At 41.9% G+C, this 19,976-nt stretch carries 17 protein-coding genes and 1 pseudogene; 2 read left to right on the top strand and 16 right to left on the bottom strand.

The genetic code is table 11. The features are described from left to right. Positions 1-2 precede the first annotated feature (2 nt). From A3I5_RS0106530 to miaA, 3 genes are all read right to left on the bottom strand, one after another. Positions 3-635: a hypothetical protein gene (locus A3I5_RS0106530; protein WP_018373806.1), complete on the bottom strand. Its 633-nt coding sequence runs from the start codon at positions 633-635 to the stop codon at positions 3-5. Then, on the bottom strand, positions 628-1,866 hold the full coding sequence (gene hflX, locus A3I5_RS0106535; protein ID WP_018373807.1) for a GTPase HflX: 1,239 nt from the start codon (positions 1,864-1,866) through the stop codon (positions 628-630). Before hflX ends, A3I5_RS0106530 begins: the two co-directional genes overlap by 8 nt. Positions 1,867-2,102: 236 nt before the next feature. After that, the gene (gene miaA, locus A3I5_RS0106540) at positions 2,103-2,996 is read right to left on the bottom strand and encodes a tRNA (adenosine(37)-N6)-dimethylallyltransferase MiaA (protein ID WP_018373808.1); all 894 of its coding nucleotides are present in this window, start codon (positions 2,994-2,996) and stop codon (positions 2,103-2,105) included. Between the two features lie 128 nt (positions 2,997-3,124). Between miaA and A3I5_RS12330 the strand changes: the two genes are divergently transcribed. Then, a complete protein-coding gene (locus tag A3I5_RS12330) occupies positions 3,125-3,298 on the top strand; it encodes a DUF3042 family protein (protein WP_018373809.1) in 174 nt (57 codons plus the stop codon). 332 nt (positions 3,299-3,630) lie between these two features. Here A3I5_RS12330 and A3I5_RS0106550 read toward each other — a convergent pair whose 3' ends face one another. From A3I5_RS0106550 to A3I5_RS0106560, 3 genes are all read right to left on the bottom strand, one after another. Next, the gene (locus tag A3I5_RS0106550; protein WP_018373810.1) at positions 3,631-4,653 is read right to left on the bottom strand and encodes a diacylglycerol kinase family lipid kinase; all 1,023 of its coding nucleotides are present in this window, start codon (positions 4,651-4,653) and stop codon (positions 3,631-3,633) included. A gap of 9 nt (positions 4,654-4,662) precedes the next feature. Then, on the bottom strand, positions 4,663-6,618 hold the full coding sequence (gene ligA / locus A3I5_RS0106555; RefSeq protein WP_018373811.1) for an NAD-dependent DNA ligase LigA: 1,956 nt from the start codon (positions 6,616-6,618) through the stop codon (positions 4,663-4,665). A 294-nt stretch (positions 6,619-6,912) separates the two neighbouring features. After that, the gene (locus A3I5_RS0106560) at positions 6,913-7,839 is read right to left on the bottom strand and encodes a peptidase U32 family protein (protein ID WP_026216967.1); all 927 of its coding nucleotides are present in this window, start codon (positions 7,837-7,839) and stop codon (positions 6,913-6,915) included. Positions 7,840-7,974: 135 nt separating this feature from the next. Between A3I5_RS0106560 and A3I5_RS11750 the strand changes: the two genes are divergently transcribed. Beyond that, positions 7,975-8,268: a DUF3270 family protein gene (locus A3I5_RS11750; RefSeq protein WP_018373813.1), complete on the top strand. Its 294-nt coding sequence runs from the start codon at positions 7,975-7,977 to the stop codon at positions 8,266-8,268. Positions 8,269-8,525: 257 nt separating this feature from the next. On the opposite strand, the gene A3I5_RS0106570 is transcribed toward A3I5_RS11750, so the two are convergent. From A3I5_RS0106570 to ppc, 10 genes and pseudogenes are all read right to left on the bottom strand, one after another. Then, positions 8,526-9,062: a YtxH domain-containing protein gene (locus tag A3I5_RS0106570; protein ID WP_018373814.1), complete on the bottom strand. Its 537-nt coding sequence runs from the start codon at positions 9,060-9,062 to the stop codon at positions 8,526-8,528. A 203-nt stretch (positions 9,063-9,265) separates the two neighbouring features. Beyond that, positions 9,266-9,649: a DUF948 domain-containing protein gene (locus tag A3I5_RS0106575; RefSeq protein ID WP_018373815.1), complete on the bottom strand. Its 384-nt coding sequence runs from the start codon at positions 9,647-9,649 to the stop codon at positions 9,266-9,268. Positions 9,650-9,669: 20 nt separating this feature from the next. Further along, the gene (gene lgt, locus A3I5_RS0106580; protein ID WP_018373816.1) at positions 9,670-10,440 is read right to left on the bottom strand and encodes a prolipoprotein diacylglyceryl transferase; all 771 of its coding nucleotides are present in this window, start codon (positions 10,438-10,440) and stop codon (positions 9,670-9,672) included. Then, positions 10,437-11,369, bottom strand: coding sequence for an HPr(Ser) kinase/phosphatase (hprK, locus tag A3I5_RS0106585; protein ID WP_018373817.1), 933 nt, complete (start codon positions 11,367-11,369; stop codon positions 10,437-10,439). Before hprK ends, lgt begins: the two co-directional genes overlap by 4 nt. Positions 11,370-11,497: 128 nt before the next feature. Then, complete coding sequence (locus tag A3I5_RS0106590; protein ID WP_018373818.1) at positions 11,498-11,773, bottom strand: PspC domain-containing protein; 276 nt, start codon at positions 11,771-11,773, stop codon at positions 11,498-11,500. Positions 11,774-12,030: 257 nt separating this feature from the next. Then, positions 12,031-13,221: a methionine adenosyltransferase gene (metK, locus tag A3I5_RS0106595; RefSeq protein ID WP_018373819.1), complete on the bottom strand. Its 1,191-nt coding sequence runs from the start codon at positions 13,219-13,221 to the stop codon at positions 12,031-12,033. 849 nt (positions 13,222-14,070) lie between these two features. Then, on the bottom strand, positions 14,071-15,267 hold the full coding sequence (tuf, locus tag A3I5_RS0106600) for an elongation factor Tu (protein WP_018373820.1): 1,197 nt from the start codon (positions 15,265-15,267) through the stop codon (positions 14,071-14,073). Positions 15,268-15,391: 124 nt separating this feature from the next. After that, positions 15,392-16,339 (bottom strand): annotated as a pseudogene (locus A3I5_RS0106605) (anti sigma factor C-terminal domain-containing protein); the annotation flags it as partial. A 22-nt stretch (positions 16,340-16,361) separates the two neighbouring features. Beyond that, on the bottom strand, positions 16,362-16,865 hold the full coding sequence (locus A3I5_RS0106610) for an RNA polymerase sigma factor (RefSeq protein WP_018373822.1): 504 nt from the start codon (positions 16,863-16,865) through the stop codon (positions 16,362-16,364). A 393-nt stretch (positions 16,866-17,258) separates the two neighbouring features. Continuing rightward, the gene (gene ppc / locus A3I5_RS0106615; RefSeq protein WP_026216970.1) at positions 17,259-19,955 is read right to left on the bottom strand and encodes a phosphoenolpyruvate carboxylase; all 2,697 of its coding nucleotides are present in this window, start codon (positions 19,953-19,955) and stop codon (positions 17,259-17,261) included. Positions 19,956-19,976 lie beyond the last annotated feature (21 nt).

Genomic DNA, 19,976 nt, shown 5'->3' on the forward strand with positions numbered 1-19,976 from the left:
TTCTAATGAATAATATAGAGGGCCAATTGCCTCTCTTCAAAATGATAATAACGTTGACCTGGATAGCGTTCAGCCAGCTCTGCCAGCTCCTCAACATTGTAACCTCGCAGCTTAACTAGTCCCTCTGAGAGATAGATTTCCGTCAGAAGCGTGCTAGCTTGTTCATCACACGTGAGGTCTTTTATTTTTTGAGAAAATGGCTGCAGCCAAACTTTCCCAGACTTTTCAAACACTTGGTAGTGCGGAAAAAGCTGAGCCAGCTGAAAGAGTAAATCAATCGTCACTGGCTGCGCTTGCTCCGCAAAAACTAGGGCCGTCTCTGTTTCATCTACATAGGCAAAACCATAAGATTGACCAGCTAGATTCAACCGAACAAAGGGATAAACTTCTGCAAAAGACGGCTGGTCTGACAGTAATTCTAAGCTTTTGGACAAGTCAAAATAGTAGGCTGTCGCTTCTTCAGGTCCTCTCTTGTCATAGATTTCGGCAAAATAAGCATTTAGGACGCTAGGTGGCGGTGTCAAAAACCGCAACTTCTCTTCATGGGTCATCAAGCCTAGCAAACCTTCCAGATAGACCTTGTCCAGACTTGTAAAGCCACCGTAAGTCATAGCTAAGGCCAGATAATCAGTCATAAAAGACCTCCAAGCGCCAGAGATTACTAGGCATGATAACTCCAGATAAATGCTCCCCATCCTCAGTGACCTTACGGTCAAAAATCAGGGCATACCGAGACAAGTCATGGGTGAGATAGGATTTAGCAAAGGGAATAGTCACGTTAAAAGGCTCTGCCAATTCTCCAACCTTAGTCACAATGGCATTCTGCAAGATTTCCTTGACATTTGATGACTTAGCCGATAGGAAAACATAAGGTGACAAAGTCGGTAGGAAATGTTCTGCCATGTCAGCCTTGTTATAAATGGTCAAACGTGGAATATCTAGCATCTCCAAGTCTTTTAAAATACTGAGAACCACTTCTTCTTGAGCCGCATGTTCAGCGTCTGACGCATCAATGACGTGAAGCAAGAGATCCACATGACGGCTCTCTTCCAAGGTTGATTTAAAACTGGATACCAGCTCTGTCGGTAAATCCTGAATAAAACCGACCGTATCGGTTAACGTCACCTGAAAATGATCTTGAAGCTTGATTTGCTTAGTCGTTGCATCTAAAGTCGCAAAAAGTTCATCTGCTTCATACTGGTCTTTCTGGCTTAATACATTCATAATAGTAGACTTGCCAGCATTGGTATAGCCGATTAGGCCTATCTTGAAAACGCCTGATTCAACCCGTTTTTCACGCACTATGGACCGCGTCTTCTCAACTAGTTTCAGTTGGCGCTCGATGTCATGTATCTGATTTCGAATGGAGCGGCGATTGAGCTCAAGCTGGCTTTCGCCAGGTCCACGACTTCCGATACCACCTGCCTGACGGCTAAGCATAACCCCTTGACCCACAAGCCTTGGCAGCATGTATTTAAGCTGAGCCAAATGGACCTGAAGTTTCCCCTCATGGCTACGCGCCCGCATGGCAAAGATATCTAAAATCAGTTGCATACGGTCAATCACCTTAACGCCAAGAATGCCTTCCAGATTGCTGTTTTGCCTTGGAGTTAGGCGATTATTGACGATGACCGTGTCAATCTCGTCAGCCTCCACCAGCTGGGCAATTTCGTCTAGCTTGCCTGATCCGATAAAGGTCTTACTATCGTAACGATCCCGCTTTTGCACATAGGATCCACAAACCTCAGCCCCTGCAGTCTTGGCTAGATTCTCCAACTCCTGCATGGACATCTCAAAATGATGACTATCTGGCAGAGCCACCCCTACCAGAACGACTCGTTCTGTTTTTACTGCTGTTTCAATCATATTATTCTTTCTAGAGGTGGGACAACCCATGATGTCAATCTCTTCACCTCACAAATGATCCCTATTTTCATCTATATTCACAAGTTAAGGAACGAACACTTACTATGTTTAAAAAATGAACACTGAGCCTTGAATGACCGTGGTCAGCTGTGAATCAGGCTCTTCGTCAATACTCTTCAAAAATCAAATTCAAACGTCGTCAGCGTTGCCTTGGGAGTGAGAAAGAACTCGAGCAATCAAAAATAAGAAAGTTCCAAAAACTCTCGCACAGCCTGAACAATTTCCTCCTTGTAATCAGGCTCCGACACCTGATAAAAAGAGACCTCCATACGATTACGAAACCAAGTCAGCTGTCGCTTAGCAAAGCGGCGACTATTCTGCTTGACTTGCTCTAAACAGGTTGTCAGATCCATTTCCCCTGAAAAATAAGGGAACAGTTCCTTGTAACCAATTCCGCGTGTCGCTTGGCAATCTGGATAATTGTCATAAAGCCACTTGGCCTCTTCTACAAGACCCTGTTCTACCATACGATCCACGCGCTGATTAATCCGCTCATAAAGTCTCTCGCGCGCATCGCTAAGACCAATTAAAAGATAATCATAAGGCTTCTCACTATTGGTCAAATCCTGACCAAACTTAGCCAATTCCAAAGCTCGAATAGCTCTGCGACGAGTGAATTGTTCCAGTCTGATATTGGCTTTTTCAAGGCATTGTCCCAGCTCCTCATCAGAATAGGTTTCCAAAACAGCTCGATAGGCCAAAACCTGCTCCTGATCTAGATTGCCACCTAAATGATAGCCTTCCAAGAGGCTTTGCAGATAAAGTCCTGTCCCACCAACAATGATCGGAATCTTACCGCGGCTAAAGATGTCTTCAATGGCAGCCTTAGCTTCCACCACAAAATCGTAGACCGAATAAGGCTCAGTCACCCCGCGAACATCAATCAGATGATGCGGAGCTGCTTTTTGCTCTTCTGGACTAGCCTTGGCTGTCCCAATATCCAACTTTTGGTAAACCTGCTGACTGTCCCCAGAGACGATTTCGCCATCAAAGAGCTGAGCCAGTTCAATCCCCAAAGCTGTTTTACCGACAGCCGTCGGTCCTAAGACCGTTATTACTTTTTTTTTCATCTTTTTCCTTGAAAATTCCTGAGTTTTTCGCTATTATTTATTATAACACAAGATGAGGGACAAACAAAAAGTCAGTCACCAGTAAGCTCTGGCCTCTGAGATTTCTCATCAAAGAAAAGGAGACTATTATGGCTAAAAATAATTTTGTTAAAGGAATTGCTGCAGGTGTTGCAGGAACAATCGCTGCTTTAGCAGGTGCAGTTTACACTTTCAATAAGAAAGTCATCCAACCCGAAGAAGAAAAAGAAGCTTTTGTTGAAGAAAATCGTAAAAAAGCTGCGCGTCGTCGCGTTTCCCGTTAAAATAAACAGAAAAAGAGCTCTTTCGAGGTCTTTTTTCTTATGCTTTCTTCTCACAAATTGAAACAAGATTAGGGCAAAGTTGTCTCCAAATCAAAGTATTATCTAACATGCCTTTATGAAGCAAAGTTGTATCATTCTTGATTCAACCAGTTACAGACGAATTGAACACAGTCTGCGAGCTATGTGAAAAAGAGAGGGCGGAGTTTCTCCACGATTTATTATTTCCAAGGACGAAACCATCATGGTTGTCTCCCCCAGCCTTTCTACAAGCCACTGCGAATTATTTTCTCACGAATCAAAAATAGGAAATTGAGCTCTTTACCCAAGCTCTTTTAAAAATCCAATTCTTCTGCTTCATGGGCAAATTTTTGGACATTTTCTTCAATTTCTAACTCAAACGGATCTAGACTGTAAGCCGCATCCGAAATCTCATCGGTATTACAGAAAAATTCGATGTGATTTTTGAGATTACGAAGCTCAATGGGAGCATCACCACCGTATTCACCATCCAAATTTATCATCATGGGGCGTTTCCCTAACGGCTTTTGTTGTTCAATCTTAATGTAACTGGTCTTAAGATACTCAACCTGACGGTGCTCAATATGTTTACCGCCCTGTAAAACCAAACGAATCAGGTGCAAAATCTCAAAAAGATTACTCGTCTTGACCATAATAAGGGTGAAATTCCCATCATCCAGCATAGCATCCGGTGCGATTTTTTCAAAACCACCAATCGAATTAGTTAGAGCCGCAAAAATCATGGAAACCTTGCCTTCAAAAACACCATTGTCATGCGTCACTTTGACTGGAGTCAGCTGAATTTGAGGCAAGAGCTCAGCCCCCTTAGCCACATAGGCCAGATAACCAAAAATTGTTTTGAGCTGACTAGGCACACTATAAGTCAGTTCGGTCAAGGTTCCAGCTGCTGCAATATTGATAAAATAATCTGCATCTCTCGCTCGACCAATATCCATCTTGATGGTCTGGTTTTTGCCAATGATCCGAGCAGCTGCCACAGGATTTGCTCGAGGAACTTTCAAAGCTCTAGCATAGTCATTGGTTGTTCCTGTCGGAATAATAGCCATTTTAGGCCGACTTTGAAGCGGCGCAATCCCGTTGACCACCTCATTTATCGTTCCGTCACCTCCAGCTGCAATGACCAAGTCAAAACCAGCAAGACCAGCACGTGTTGCCTCTTTTTTAGCGGATTCAGGCTCGGCCGTTGTCTGAAAAGCGGATGTTTCATAACCAAAACCTTCCAAAACATCTAGGACTTCTGCCACATTTTTTTTCATAATTTCTTGACCCGAGGTTGGATTATAAATCAACCGAGCCCTAAGTTGTTTTTCTTGCATAATCTTTTTCTAGAGACTTTCTAACCAAGCCTCATCCTGTATTTCAATGCCTAATTCTTGGGCCTTAGACAGCTTGCTACCAGCATCTGAACCAGCGACAACGATGGAAGTTTTCTTAGATACAGAACCCGCCACATTGGCACCCAATGCTTCTAGTTTTGCCTTAGCTTCACTACGTGTCAATCTCTCTAGTTTACCAGTCAAGACGACTGTCTGTCCTGACAACAAGGCGTCTGCTTTCGCTACAAAGCCTTTATAGGCCAAATTTACCCCTAAAACTTTAAATTCTGCTAGGAGCGTCTGAGCCCCCTCAGTTTCAAAATAAGTCTTGACACTCCGAGCAACCACGCTTCCCAAACCATCAATAGCTGCAATGTCAGCCTCTGTTGCTACTGCTAAGGCATCAATAGAGCCAAACCTTTCCAAGAGCAACTTGGCTGCCTTGCTACCAATGTGACGAACACCCAGTCCAAAGAACAGGCGATCAGCTGAATTGTCTTTAGACTGCTCAATCGCTGCCAAGAGTTTTGTTGCCGACTTTTCCTTGATATTTGGTAAGGTCAGCAAATCCTCCATAGACAGTCGATAGAGATCAGCCACATCGTGGACTAAATTGGCTACAAAGAATTTATCTACAATTGATGGGCCCAAGCCTGAGATATTCATAGCTTCACGACTGGCAAAATGAGCCAAGCGCACCTTAATTTGCTCTGGACAAAGTGGATTGACACAGCGCAGAGCAACTTCGTCATCATACCGTTGCAATGTTTCCTTGCAGGACGGACAACGTTTCGGAATAGACATGACTTCCTGACTATCTCTATCACGCAGAACCACATGAAGCACCGCAGGAATAATATCACCGGCCTTGTAGACAACGACCGTATCACCAATGCGGATGTCCTTGTCAGCGATATAGTCCACATTGTGAAGAGTAGCGCGACTCACCGTTGTTCCTGCCAGCTGGACTGGCGTTAAATTGGCAGTAGGTGTCACCACTCCTGTCCTCCCCACAGTCCAATCTACAGATAAAAGTGTCGCTTCCTTCTCCTCTGCTGGAAATTTATAGGCTACAGCCCAGCGAGGTGCCTTGACCGTGAAGCCCAACTCCTCCTGCATTGCTAACGAATTTACCTTGATAACAATGCCATCAATCTCGTAGGGCAGACTATGACGCTGCTCTTCCACACGAACAATGAAATCCCATACCTCATCCATATCAGCTGCTAAAAGATGAAGAGGATTGGTTACAAACCCTAGATCAGCTAGTTTTTCCAGAGTTTCAGACTGACTACTTGATGTTGTTGGACTGGCTTCTTGATAAAGAAAAGTTGCTAGACCGCGTTGAGCAACAATGTTGGTGTCAAATTGACGGAGCGTACCTGCTGCTGCATTTCGAGGATTAGCAAAAGTTGCTTCTCCTGCTTCTTGGCGCTGTTGATTAATTTTTTCAAAAGAGGCTCTAGGCATATAACACTCGCCACGAACTGTGATGGAGATTGGCTCTGGCAAGCGTAAAGGAATATCAGCCACACGCTTGAGATTCTCCGTGATGTTCTCACCGACAGTCCCGTCCCCCCGCGTTGCACCAACCGTCAAAACGCCGTCTACGTAAGTTAGAGAAATAGATAAGCCGTCAATTTTGAGTTCGCAGAGATAAGTCGCTTGAGGAAACTTCTTTTTAACTCTCTGATCAAAGGCGTCCAGCTCTGACCGAGAAAAAGCATCCTGCAAACTAAAAAGCGGATACTCATGGGAATATTTCTCAAATCCTTCTAAAATTTTGCCGCCAACTCGATGGGTCGGACTATCTGGCAGTACAGATTCAGGATATTGTTTTTCCAAGTCGACCAATTCTCGATAAAGACGATCATACTCGCTATCAGACACCAAAGGCTGATCCTCAGTGTAGTAAGCTTGTGCGTATCGATTAAGCACAGCGACTAATTCAACGATTCTTTCCATAGTCTTATTTTATCACATATCTTAATATTTCAAGATTTCAAAACTCAGTAATAGAAAAAAGATGATAACGAAACAGAACTTTGTACAGACCTCCCCTAATCCACTACTCATCCTATCAACTCTATATTCATAAGAAATCACAGTGAACATTTCCGAGTATCAAAACAGCTTTTTGATGAAAGCTATGATGGCCCCGCTCTCCCCAAAAAGCATATGACCGTTGAAAAGAATGTCTAATTTCCGTGGGAGATGCGATGCTTCAATAGAGAGCCGTTTGACACGGACTTTTAAGCTTTATTTCACCATATCAGGGTCAAATTCGTAAAAACCAGTATCAAGACCACGACCAGTTGGATGGAGTTGGCGAATTTGCTCATCCAAGACAAAAGCTTGATCCTGCGTAAACGTACCTGCCTCAATAGCAGCTCTAGCTTGGACAAAAAGTCGCGTAATCTCCACAAAATTTTCCCCAGGACAATAGATACCATCCAGCTTCCAATGGTCAAAACCACATTCTACAAGCTCTAACAACTTGGTCATCATATCAATGTCATTATCGGTAAAGATATGCGTTCCGTGATTGTCCTCATAAATCGAATAATGAGTCTCAGGTTTATTCGGTTCTGATAAAAATAGGCCACGCTCCTTATCCTTCTTATCCTCTATCTGGGTAAAATTATAATAATTTTGCAAAAGAGGGCGCTTAGAATGATGGATAACAGAAGCACCATAAACTAAAATCTCTGCTGGAATTTCAACATTCTCTGCTATTTTAAAAAGCTCTGCAGACGGGATTTCACGCGCTAAAACAGCTTCTGTCGCACCATGTTGCCCCCAAAAATTAAGCTGCCGACTGCTAGTCGCCATAACCGATGTGTCATAGATTGCCTTAAAGGGATAACCATCACGCTTGAGCACATAGAAAACACCCGTATCGCCAACCGTGATATAATCAGTACCGATTTCTCGCAAAAAATCCAGATAAGGTTTGATCTGATCCATCATATCCTGATGCATGAGGGCATTAACTGCTACAGTAAGGCTTTTACCTGCATGATGCGCTAACTGTGCAACTTGCTTTAATTCATCATAAGAAAAAGGCTTGGGCAACCTTAAGCCAAACTGACTCTCACCAACATAGATGCGGTCTACTCCTAAATCAAGCAGAGCCTTTGCTTGTTCAATACTTTCAGCTGTTGCTGTAATCGTAATCTTTTCCATAAAATAATTATAGCGATTTTTCAAAGAAAATACCAGTTTTTCCTGAAAAATTCATTCTTTACATTTTGTTACAAAAATGTAATATAAATTTAACGATTTTATGATACTATAGTAGTTGAATCCAAGGAGAGAGATATGGCACTAAGAGATTATAAATTTGATGATGATAAGGTCGTTCAACTGCGCCCTAAAGCCAGTTACGACGCCTACCAAGAACCTGAAGAAGAACAGCAATCTGTCGAAGATATTCTATTTTTTGCAAACATTGCAATCTTTGCAATAGCAAGTGTTTTAAGTATTTTCATTTTTTCAGCATTAAGGGTAAATACACTGCTATCATTCTTACTTGGTATTGGTTGCGGTGTCCTTGCTTTACAAACTTGCCGTTTCGTTTTAAAAAAATATCAGCATAAAACAAAATCAGATTGACAATATCATATCAATCTGATTTCTTTCTGTTCAGCGTAGATTAGTCGAAAGCTTAGTTTTAAGAACCCTTATTTCCAAATAGATTCGATTGAAGCAAGAATGAAATAACTTCATTTCAGAAAGCATTTTCCTCTTGAGAAATCGTGTCCTAGTCATCATTCATTTCAGTAGAACAAACTAAACCTGCATGTTCCTTATCAAAGCAAAGGATCGTGCAGGTTTTTTATTGTAACTTAGAATGATGTCTAACTCAAAAATTAGACAAGATCATCTGACTTCTCGATTTCTTCTAACACTTCTGACTCAGACGCCACAACATCATCAGCCAAAAGATCCGTTTCATTTAAATCAATGGTAATTTCTTCAGAAATCGATTCACCGCTGTAATCATCTACAAGGTCATCTTCTGCACCACTAGCAGTATCTGTGAAGTCCGCTTTGGCCTTTGATACTTGATCCTTCAAGTTTGCAAAAAAGTCTTCTTGAGTGACACGATCCTTTAACTCAGTAGCCTTATCCTTAACAGTCATCACAATGTCATCAGCTGTCAACTCACCTGTTTCAAACTTATGACGAACATCATTATAGGTTTCAAAGGCTTGGTTTTTCAAATCGGTTGCTTTGTCTACCCATTCTGTATGTTTAGACTCAGGATCGTCCTGATAATCTTTCATAAAATGAAGCACTTTTTCCTTAACAACTTTTCCTGACTTACTTGCCAAGAATACTGCCGCTGCAGCACCACCTGCTGCACCTAATAAAATAGTTGTGAAAAATTTATTGGACTTTGACATAAAAATCCCTCCTTTATTAAGATACAAAGGGCGTGTGAAAAGCGACTGAAAAATAGGAAATCTGACGAAGAGTGTCCTCACTCTAGGAAGATTTATCTTTTTTCCGAGCTTTTAGCCCGTGTTCAATTATTTAAGATATGAGGCCGTGAAAAAATCCGATGAAAAATGAAAAAATTTTATCTAGGATTTTAGCGCAAGTTCCGTTATTTTTTTAAAATCTTTGAAACAAGATTAACTGCTGAGAGCGCCTTACCGGTCTTAACTGTTGGACCAGCTGCTTTTCCTGCCTTAGATGTTAAGTTTCGAGCAGAATGATTCAAATCAGAAACAGACTCCGAAAGGTCCGAGACTGCTTGAAAAAGCGGATTAATAGTTACCATTTTACCATTCACATCATCAACCAAAACGTTAGCTTTAGCTAAGATTTCGTTTGTTTGGTAAAGTGTGACATTAACATCACTGGTCAAGACTTTAAGCGTTGTCTGAGCCTCATCAACCACTTTTGATACCTTGTTTAAGAGAATAATTAAGAAAACTACCAACGCCACAAACGCAATTGCAATAATAATCAGTGCAATATCACCCATAAAAACTCCTATCCCAGCCCTCAATAAAGCGGCTGCTTTTTATTTTTTCGACAATAAGCAATGAGGCCTAACCCCAAAACGATAATAAACAAGGACACCCATTGAGAGACACGAAGACTCCCAAGCATCAGGCTATCCGTCCTCATTCCTTCAATCACCAGACGACCAGCACCATACCAGATAAGGTAAAAAGCTGTCGGCTCGCCTCTTTTTAGCCAACCACGATGACGAATACTCATAATAATAACAAATCCCAAGAGATTCCACAGCGACTCATACAAAAAGGTCGGTTGCCGATAACTACCATCAATGAACATTTGATTGCGAATAAAATTGGGCAAGTAAGGAAGACTATCTACTGCTCGCCCGTAGGCTTCTTGGTTAAAAAAGTTTCCCCATCGTCCAATAGACTGCGCAATCATAACCCCTGGTGCCGCAATATCTAGAAAATCAAGTGGGTGAATAAAGTGATACCTTGAAAAGAAATACAAGACTAGTGCACCCGCTATCAAACCACCATAGATGGCAATCCCACCATTCCATATCGCGAAAATTTCTCCTAGATTATCCTTGTACTGATCCCAAGAAAAAATCACGTAGTAAATTCTGGCTCCAACGATAGCTACTGGAAATGCCCAGAGAATGAAGTCCACCACCTGATCAGGATCGATTTTCTTCCGTGGCGCTTCACGCATAGCTAGGTAAACAGCTAAAAGCAAGCCCGCTACGATACAAAGAGCGTACCAGCGGATTTGAAGCGCTCCAAATTCAATCGCTATTGGATCAATCATTCTATCACCCCATTCTGGTTGATGAGATTGGTCAAGCGATCCTCAAATGTCTTCGTCGCGTCAAATCCCATTTCCCTTGAACGATGATTCATAGCTGCTGCTTCAATCACAACTGAGATGTTCCGACCAGTCTTAACTGGAATTCGAATGCGTGGAATCCGCACATTCGCAATTTCAATCTCTTCATTGCCATTACCAAGGCGGTCGAAAACCTTATCTTTTTCAAAGTTTTCAAGGTAAATGGCAAGCTGAACCTGAGAGGAATCCTTAACCGCAGAAGCACCGTACAAGCTCATAATATCAATGATACCGACCCCACGAATCTCAAGGAGATGTCGAAGAATCTCAGCAGGCTCTCCCCAGAGGGTCACATCGTCCTTGGCATAGACATCAACACGGTCATCAGCAACTAAGCGATGCCCACGCTTAACCAACTCCAAACCTGTCTCCGACTTACCAATACCAGAATCCCCTTGAATAAGAACGCCCATCCCATAAATATCCATGAGCACACCGTGAACACTGGTTCGCTCAGCAAGTTTCGAATCGAGAAAGCTTGAAATCTCACCCGATAATCGACTTGTCGGAATCTTACTTTGTAAAATAGCAATGCCTTCATTTTGAGCAGCCTCAAGCATCTCTTCAGGAATATCTAAATTACGTGACACAATAAAGGCTGGTGTCTCAGGTTTAATCATAGTACTAAAAACCTGAAGGCGGTTATGGCCTGTCATCTTTGCCAGATAAGACCACTCTTTCATGCCGATAAGTTGAATCCGCTCAGGCGCATAATAATCAAAGTATCCCGTCATTTCTAATCCTGGACGTGAGATATCTGAGGTAGTAATCTCTTTACTCAGCAGCTCATCTGTACCATAAACAACCTTTAAACGGACTTTTTCTACTAATTCTTTTACTGTAACCCCCATAAATCCCCTTCCTATGTACTAATACCATTATAGCATTTAATTAATATTTTGACTTATGAGACCCACTTAAAATTTCTTTTTAGTTTGAAAAAAGGCCCTTACGGGCCTTCTTTTAGGGGAGGAGCAACTTACCAGAACCAGTTTCCATCAGGCTTAATTTTTTCAGCTTCCTTAATCCGACGAGGACCTTGACCGTACTGTTTACGATCCTGATCTTCTTTATAAGTCAAGAGCTGACTTGCCAGAACATAAATCAAAATCCCAATGACTGGATTAAATATTGAAAAAATAAGGAAAAGGAGACGAAGATACTGGAGATTCCAACCAAACTTATGGGCGACTCCTGCAAGTACACCGGAAATCATTCTATTTTTTTGGAGCTTATAAAGTCTAACTTGCATCATTCCTGCCTCACTTTCCTTACTGGTTGACTTTATTATAAAACAAACAGTTCTCCTTTTAAATCCGTCCAAGGACTGATTTGCAATTCAACTATCCCCAAAAATCCAGAAAAAGCCTTATAAATAAAGCTTTTTATACCTCAATTTAGGCTGCAAGTCAAAAAAATCAGTCCTAAGACCGATTTTTTATGCTTGATTCATTAAGAATTCTAGGCTTCAGAATTAATTGAGTTGAAAGAATAGGGTATTCAAAGACCCTATTATTGAACAGCTTTCTTGAGGGCCCCTACCTTATCTAGACGTTCCCATGGCAAATCAATATCCGTACGTCCCATGTGACCGTATGCCGCAGTCTGACGATAGATTGGGCGCTTGAGATCAAGCATTTGGATAATCCCTGCTGGTCGAAGGTCAAAAAGCTCACGTACTGCTAGTTCAAGCTTGCTCTCTGCAACTGTACTTGTCCCAAAAGTGTCGATACGAACAGAAACTGGTCGAGCCACTCCGATAGCATAGGCCAGTTGTACTTCTGCCTTCTTGGCTAAGCCTGCTGCCACAATATTTTTGGCAATATAACGCGCTGCATAAGAGGCCGAGCGGTCCACCTTAGTCGCATCCTTGCCAGAGAATGCACCACCACCATGACGTGCGTACCCACCATAAGTGTCTACGATAATCTTACGACCAGTCAAACCAGAGTCCCCTTGAGGGCCCCCGATCACAAAACGTCCCGTCGGGTTAATAAAGAACTTCGTTTCATCGTCCAAATACTGAGCAGGAATCACTGCTTTAATGACCTGTTCGATAACATCCTGACGAATTTGCTCATTGCTTGCTTCTGGATCATGCTGAGTAGAGATAACCACTGTATCCACACGGATCGGCTGGTCATTCTCATCGTATTCAACAGTGACTTGAGATTTGGCATCTGGTCGCAAATAAGAAATCTGGCCAGATTTTCTCAAATCCGCTAACTTTTTCACCAATTGATGACTAAGCGAAATGGGTAAAGGCATGAGCTCAGGCGTCTCATCAACTGCAAAACCAAACATAAGCCCCTGATCTCCTGCTCCAATCAAATCCAGTGGATCCTGTCCACCAGTTTCACGGACTTCTAAGGCTTCATTGACCCCTTGAGCAATATCAGGCGACTGCTCAACCAGTGACGGATGTACCCCCACTGACTCCGCAGCAAAACCGTACGCAGCATTAGTATAGCCAATATCAGCGATGGTATCACGCACCACACGGTTAATATCTACGTACGCCGTGGTCGAGATCTCCCCAAAAACATGAACCGAACCTGTATAAACAGCTGTTTCAGCTGCAACGTGAGCTTCTGGATCCTCAGCTAAAATAGCATCCAAAATGGCATCCGAAATTTGATCAGCAATCTTATCAGGATGCCCCTCTGATACCGATTCCGATGTAAAAAGTTTACGTTCAGACATACTATGTCCTCCTTGAAATAAAGTTATACCGACCTTTCCTCACAAAAACCCAAGTGCTACAATGAATTTTTGAGCTTCGATAGTAGGTTCTAAAAAATAGATAAGTCGACTAGATCATCCAGCTGATAACGGTTAACAACAGATGACAAGACACTTTGGTGGTTGACACGCTGCGCTTAACTACAAAATACTTTTAATGACTAGTGTTAAGACACAAATAGTAGCGAAACAAAATACCCTAACCACTGAAAATGTTAAGCATGAAAACCACCTTTCAGGACTCATTAACCCTTCTAGTCTATCATTTTTTGAGATAAATGAAAAGATATTAAACACATGAAAACAATCGGTCATTAGAAAAAGTTTGAAAATAGCATATATACTTTTGGGGATTTTGAGTCCCTATTTCAATGGACTTGTTCAGAAAGGCATTGAAAAGTCACTATCTTTGATTTTACGGACGATTTCCGATATGTCTAGATAGTCCATCTATTCCATTTTTTACTTATGCGTTTATCCTGATGATTAAACTGCTCTGTCAAAGTCTTTTATACGGGAATGGGAAAGAACTCGAGCAACCAAAAAAGAGTTCGTTTTCCCACTCCGTACCGTTACGGCGGTAACACTGATCCAAACTGAGAAGAACCTTCGTCTTGCCCTTTCCAACAGTAAACTCTAATCGCAGTAGCTGATTGGCTTCTCATTCACCTCTTTCGTAGGTTTTAACAAGCCTAATCAGCCTTACCAGCTTTTGAATATAAACTTTTAAATCCTAAAAAGCAAAAACCCTGCTCGAAAGCAGGGTCAATTAGGGTTGTCTGACTCTAATTGTTAATCTGGGAAACTTGATTAAGCTTCGATTTCAGTTACCATACCTGAACCAACTGTACGTCCACCCTCACGGATAGAGAATGTAGTACCTTGTTCTACGGCGATTGGGTGGATAAGTTCAACTGAGATAGTTACGTTATCACCTGGCATTACCATTTCAGTACCTGCTGGCAACTCGATTGAACCAGTTACGTCAGTTGTACGGAAGTAGAACTGTGGACGGTAGTTGTTGAAGAATGGTGTATGACGTCCACCTTCTTCTTTAGACAAGATATAAACTTCGCCTTTGAATTTAGTGTGTGGGTTGATTGAACCTGGTTTCGCAATAACTTGACCACGTTCGATTTCGTCACGTTGAACACCACGAAGAAGGATACCTACGTTATCACCGGCAAGACCTTCATCCAATTGTTTACGGAACATTTCAACACCAGTAACAACGGCTTTAGTAGTTTCTTCCTTGATACCAACGATTTCAATTTCGTCATTGACACGAACAGTACCACGGTCGATACGACCTGAAGCAACTGTACCACGACCAGTGATAGAGAATACATCTTCGACTGGCAACAAGAGTGGCTTGTCAGTGTCGCGTGCTGGCTCTTCGATGTACTCATCAACAGTGTCCATCAATTCCATGATGATGTCTTCGTACTTAGTGTCGCCTTCAAGGGCTTTAAGAGCTGAACCTTGGATAACTGGAAGATCGTCACCTGGGAAGTCGTATTCTGACAAGAGGTCACGGATTTCCATTTCAACCAATTCAAGCAATTCTTCATCATCAACAAGGTCAACTTTGTTCATGAAGACGATAAGACGTTTAACACCAACCTGACGTGAAAGCAAGATGTGTTCACGTGTTTGTGGCATTGGACCGTCAGTTGAAGCAACTACAAGGATCGCACCGTCCATTTGGGCAGCACCAGTGATCATGTTTTTAACGTAGTCCGCGTGTCCTGGGGCGTCAATGTGGGCATAGTGACGTTTAGCTGTTTCATACTCAACGTGTGCAGTGTTGATGGTGATACCGCGTTCGCGTTCTTCTGGAGCAGCATCGATAGATGCATAGTCTTTTGGTTGGTTAACTGAAGAAGGAAGACGACGTGCCAAAACAGTCGTAATCGCAGCAGTCAAAGTAGTTTTACCGTGGTCGACGTGACCGATAGTACCAATGTTAACGTGTGGTTTACTACGGTCGTATTTTTCTTTTGCCATTTGAGTAAAAGCCTCCAATAAAATATATTTTATAGATAGACCGTAGGCATTACAGTCTAACTTTACCTTACTATTTTAACAAATTACAGTTAAAATGCAAGCCTTTTACCTGTTTTTTCAAAGATTATTCTTTGTCTAGCTGGTAATAAGGCTGATTTGGTGTGCTGGCTCCGATAGAGGAAGCGTAAATCCAGCTAGCATTCTCCAGTTGGGCAAAGTTTTCGGATTTTCCTGTGAGAATAATACCTGCGAATTTAGCAGTGTCAACATCTGGATTATTTTTCAAATAATGCTCTGCATTTTTTTTAAACAATCCCGACGCCATCCATTTTTTATCAATGGCTTCTGAAAGATTCTTGCGAAATGCTTTAAAAACATAATCAGCTGTGTCAAGTTCTTCGTACTTTGTTCCTTCGTAATGGGCGTTCCCCCAAGCTCTTACTCCATATAGTATCTCTGGTGGCCAGTACTCTGTATTAAGCTTCGTATTTTCTTCACCAATCCAATACCAGTTTATTTTTAGATTATCTGGTATCAACTTGTCAATTTCCTTAGCTGTATAGGGACGATCAAACGTGACTGCTAATTCAACCAATTGATTAGGCATTTCTGCTATCATCGGGTGCTCCAAAACAGGGGTAATTGGGGCTTGATCATTTTGATAATTGATATTATAGAACGTCGGGTACTTTTGAAAAAGCTGCCGAGTGTAATAGATCGCAGAATCCCTCCTCTGTTGCTCAACACCGCTTCCAAGACTACCTTCTGACAATATATTAGACCATATATTAAATGGTAAATTGTAACGATCAAAGGCAACATCAACTCCATTCAAGTCCTTTTTACGGTTGATCGTTAATTGTCCCGAAAATATATTTGTTTTCTCCATTCCTCCACTTACTTCCTCAACATTAGGACCAGTTATCATTGACAGAGTGCTACGTTTCATCATTAAATCTTGATATTTTTTTTCAAAACTGTAATTCAGTAAGAAATTTCCACCAACAAGAACAAAGACAGTCATTATTAAACTGATCATCACTATTTTAGATAAATTCTTCTTTTTTTTCTTTTTGGCAATCTTTTCAAATTGATCAAAAGTTTTCATAATATAATCCTTCCTTTTCTAAAATATGTTTGAGTTTCTCCCTACCACGCATCAGGTCAATTTTCACCTTACTGGTAGAGATATCAAGAATATGGCTGATTTCCTTAACTGAAAAGCCTTGGAAATAATAGAGTTCTAAGACCAGTTGCTGACTTTTATTGAGCTTAGAGATGGCCTGATGTAAGGTTTCGCCATTTTCCTGATCATAATAGAGCAAGTCTTCCTTTCTGAAAAACTCCTTTTTGAGAATATCTTGATAGGTCTTATCTCTGCGATAAAGATCAATATAGCGCCTAACAGCAACTCGGTACATCCACGCCCGGAGTTTACCAGCTGGTAAAACCATCTCGCTCTCCAAGAGCTTGACAAAGACGTCTTGGGTCACATCTTGAGCATCGGCTGGTGAAGCGCCAGACTTGACCAAATATCCAACAATTTCATGAGCCCATGAAATTAATTCTTTTTCATAATCATCCAGATGTATCACCATCACCTCCTACTCAGGCTTTTCGAGAAGATTGAACATATATGCTCCTTTCACTAGTATAACGGTTTCAATGCTATTTTGGTTACACTTTAGCATCAAAATTCTCAAAATTTTTGAATACAGTTCATTGAAGTCAGAGCCTATGTTCCCTGATAAAAGGATTGAGTAAGAAAAAACACTGAAAAAGACTCCACTATGAAAAAAACAGAAATCACAAAAAATACGAACGACAGGCTCCTTCTATGCTTGAAAGGATCACTATCATTCGTTTTTTTATTTCCTGACTTTTATTGTTTCGGTAGCTGCGGCTACAATTTATTTTCTTCGAATATCACATCCACTAGGCTGATCTTATCCAAGAAAAACTACTGATGAGTAAGATTCTAATGTTTTTTATCAACCAGAGTTACGCAAGCCTGTCGCGACACCATTGATGGTGGTGTGAATGAGTTTTCGGACTTCCTCTTCTGGCATCCCTTTTCGAATGCGTTTGATCAGTTCAATTTGCAGGTAATTGAGGATATTAAAATAGGGCATACGGTAATCTAGGCTAGCTTTCAAAAAGGCATTGTCCGCTAGGAGCTCTGCTTCTTCCTCAATGGCCAAAATCACATTTTTAGTCAATTGCCATTCATCCAAAATGGTGTGAAAGACCGCCTGTACTTCTTCTTTTTGGCAAAGTTGTGCATATTTGAAGGCGATGTTCATATTGGTCTTGGACAGCACCATATCTACATTGGATAAAAGCGATTTAAAGAAGGGCCAAGTTTTATACATCTTTTGCAAGAGGGCTAGATTGCCTGAATCTTTGTCGATAAAGTGTTTAAAGCTTGAACCAACCCCGTACCAGCCTGGAAGCATAATCCTATTTTGCGACCAAGAAAAGACCCAAGGAATCGCTCGAAGCCCACTAATATCAGTAATAGTCTTGCGGGCTGCTGGCCGAGAGCCAATATTGAGCTTGGAAATGGACTGGATCGGACTAGCTTCAAAGAAATACTCATAAAACTCAGGCGTCTCAAAGACCAAATCACGATAGATCCTATTGCTATCTGTAACGACCTCATCCATAATAACCTCGTAATCATGAGATAGGCTGATGTCACTCTCCTTGGTTGAAACCATGCGGTCCAGGGTAGCAGATAAAAGCATCTCAAAGTTGAAATAAGCTGCATCCTTGTTGCCGTACTTATTTCCGATGACTTCACCTTGTTCGGTCAAACGAATGCGGTCATTGATGGAGCCAAACGGTTGAGAGGTAATTGCATCATAAGACGGACCACCACCGCGGCCAACTGTCCCTCCACGTCCGTGGAAGAAGGTGATTGCCACCCCAAATTGCTTCCCGATACGAGTCAAGTCTTGCTGCGCTTTATAAAGCGTCCAACCAGATGAGAGATAGCCTCCATCTTTATTAGAGTCTGAATAGCCCAGCATAATCTCTTGATAGCCATGATTGGCCTGAATCCATTTTTGAACCATCGGAATCTGTAAGTATTCCTTCATGATGGGATTGGCATTTTCCAAATCTTCAATGGTCTCAAACAGAGGCACAATCTGCACACGCGCACACTCGGCGTCCACGAGTCCTGCTTCCTTGAGCATAATGGCCAATTCTAGCATATCTGACACGCTTTCAGTATGAGAAATGATCGTTTGCTTGATGACGTCTTCACCCAGCTTGTCCTTGAGCTCACGCGCCATCTGGAAAATCGCTAACTCGGACTGGAGCAGTTCTGATTTTTCAGCATAGGTTGCTGATAAAATCCGAGGATCATCGGACAATTGCTTGAGCAAGAGAGCAACCTTATTCTCCTCTGAGAGATTGGCATAGTCCTGTTCGATGTTAGCAGATGCTAATAACTCAGCCACACAGGCTTCATGAACCGAGGAATCCTGACGCATGTCAATAGAGGCCAGGAAGAAACCAAAGACTTCTACTGCCTCTAATACTTCTGTAAATGTCCCTGAAATGAGGTTCTCCGCGTGATTTTCCACTAAAGAATCACGGATAATATGCAAGTCCTTTTTGAAATCTGACAGGTCAGTATAACGTGGCATTAACTCCTGATTGTAAAGCAGATAGGCTCGCGTATTCTGGATATTTTCACGGATATAGTAAAAAGCCTTGCGGTAGGGTTCTTTCTCACGATAAATGGAGACATCTTGAGACTTTTCAGCGAGTTCTTTGACACCATCACTGGTCTTGACAAAGTTTGAGGACAGTGCAACCTCTCGATAGAGCTCGTAGAGCTTGTCATCATAATAATTTAAGATGAGTTCGGCCTGAGTCAGAGCTGATTCCTTGAGGGTTTCAGCAGTCACAAAGGGATTGCCATCACGATCCCCTCCAACCCACATTCCCATACGAATAGGACGTGGATTCGTTAACGCAATGCCCTTCTCAGCTGCTAAACGCTTATACTCGGTGTTCAGATTGGTAATGGCTCTAATGATTGAAAAGTCATAATAGGACATAACATTAGTGATTTCGTTAGTCACCTTAAGCTTTTTCTCACGAATCATGTCTGTCTGAAGCATGATTTCAATGTAACGCCGAAGGTCAGCATACCACTTGTCTTCATTGACCAGACCAAGCTGAACATCTCGGTACTTCCGTAAAAGTCCATGCAAATGATTGGTCAATTCCAACATCGTCTCGCGCTGAACCTGAGTTGGGTGAGCAGTTAGCACAGGGACAACATGGACATTTTCCAAAATCTCAGCAGCATTGTCAGACTGTGAAACAGCTTCAATGGTCGTTGATAGACGGCCGAGGTAATCCTCTTTGTTATTGTTCTTGCGGTTAATCTCGTAGGCTAAGTCAACGTCCTCAGAAATATTGATCAAAAGAGGCAAGATAGAGAAATAACGGCCAATAATATCCATCTCTTGGCTGGTCAAAGACTCTACTAAGTTGTCCAATTCCTGAGAATGGTCCATCGTTGCTAATTTTTTCAGTTCTTGAATTTTAGCAAAAGTCTCTGATGCGACGAGCTTTTCAGTTGCTTCATCAAGGAGTTGGGTCAACATTGCCACCTCTTTTTGAATTATCTTCTTGCTGTTATTACTTTCTAACTTTGGACTGGCCATGACAAGCTCCTCAATTGTTTT

It is taken from the genome of Streptococcus merionis DSM 19192 (genome assembly GCF_000380085.1).
GTDB lineage: Bacteria > Bacillota > Bacilli > Lactobacillales > Streptococcaceae > Streptococcus > Streptococcus merionis.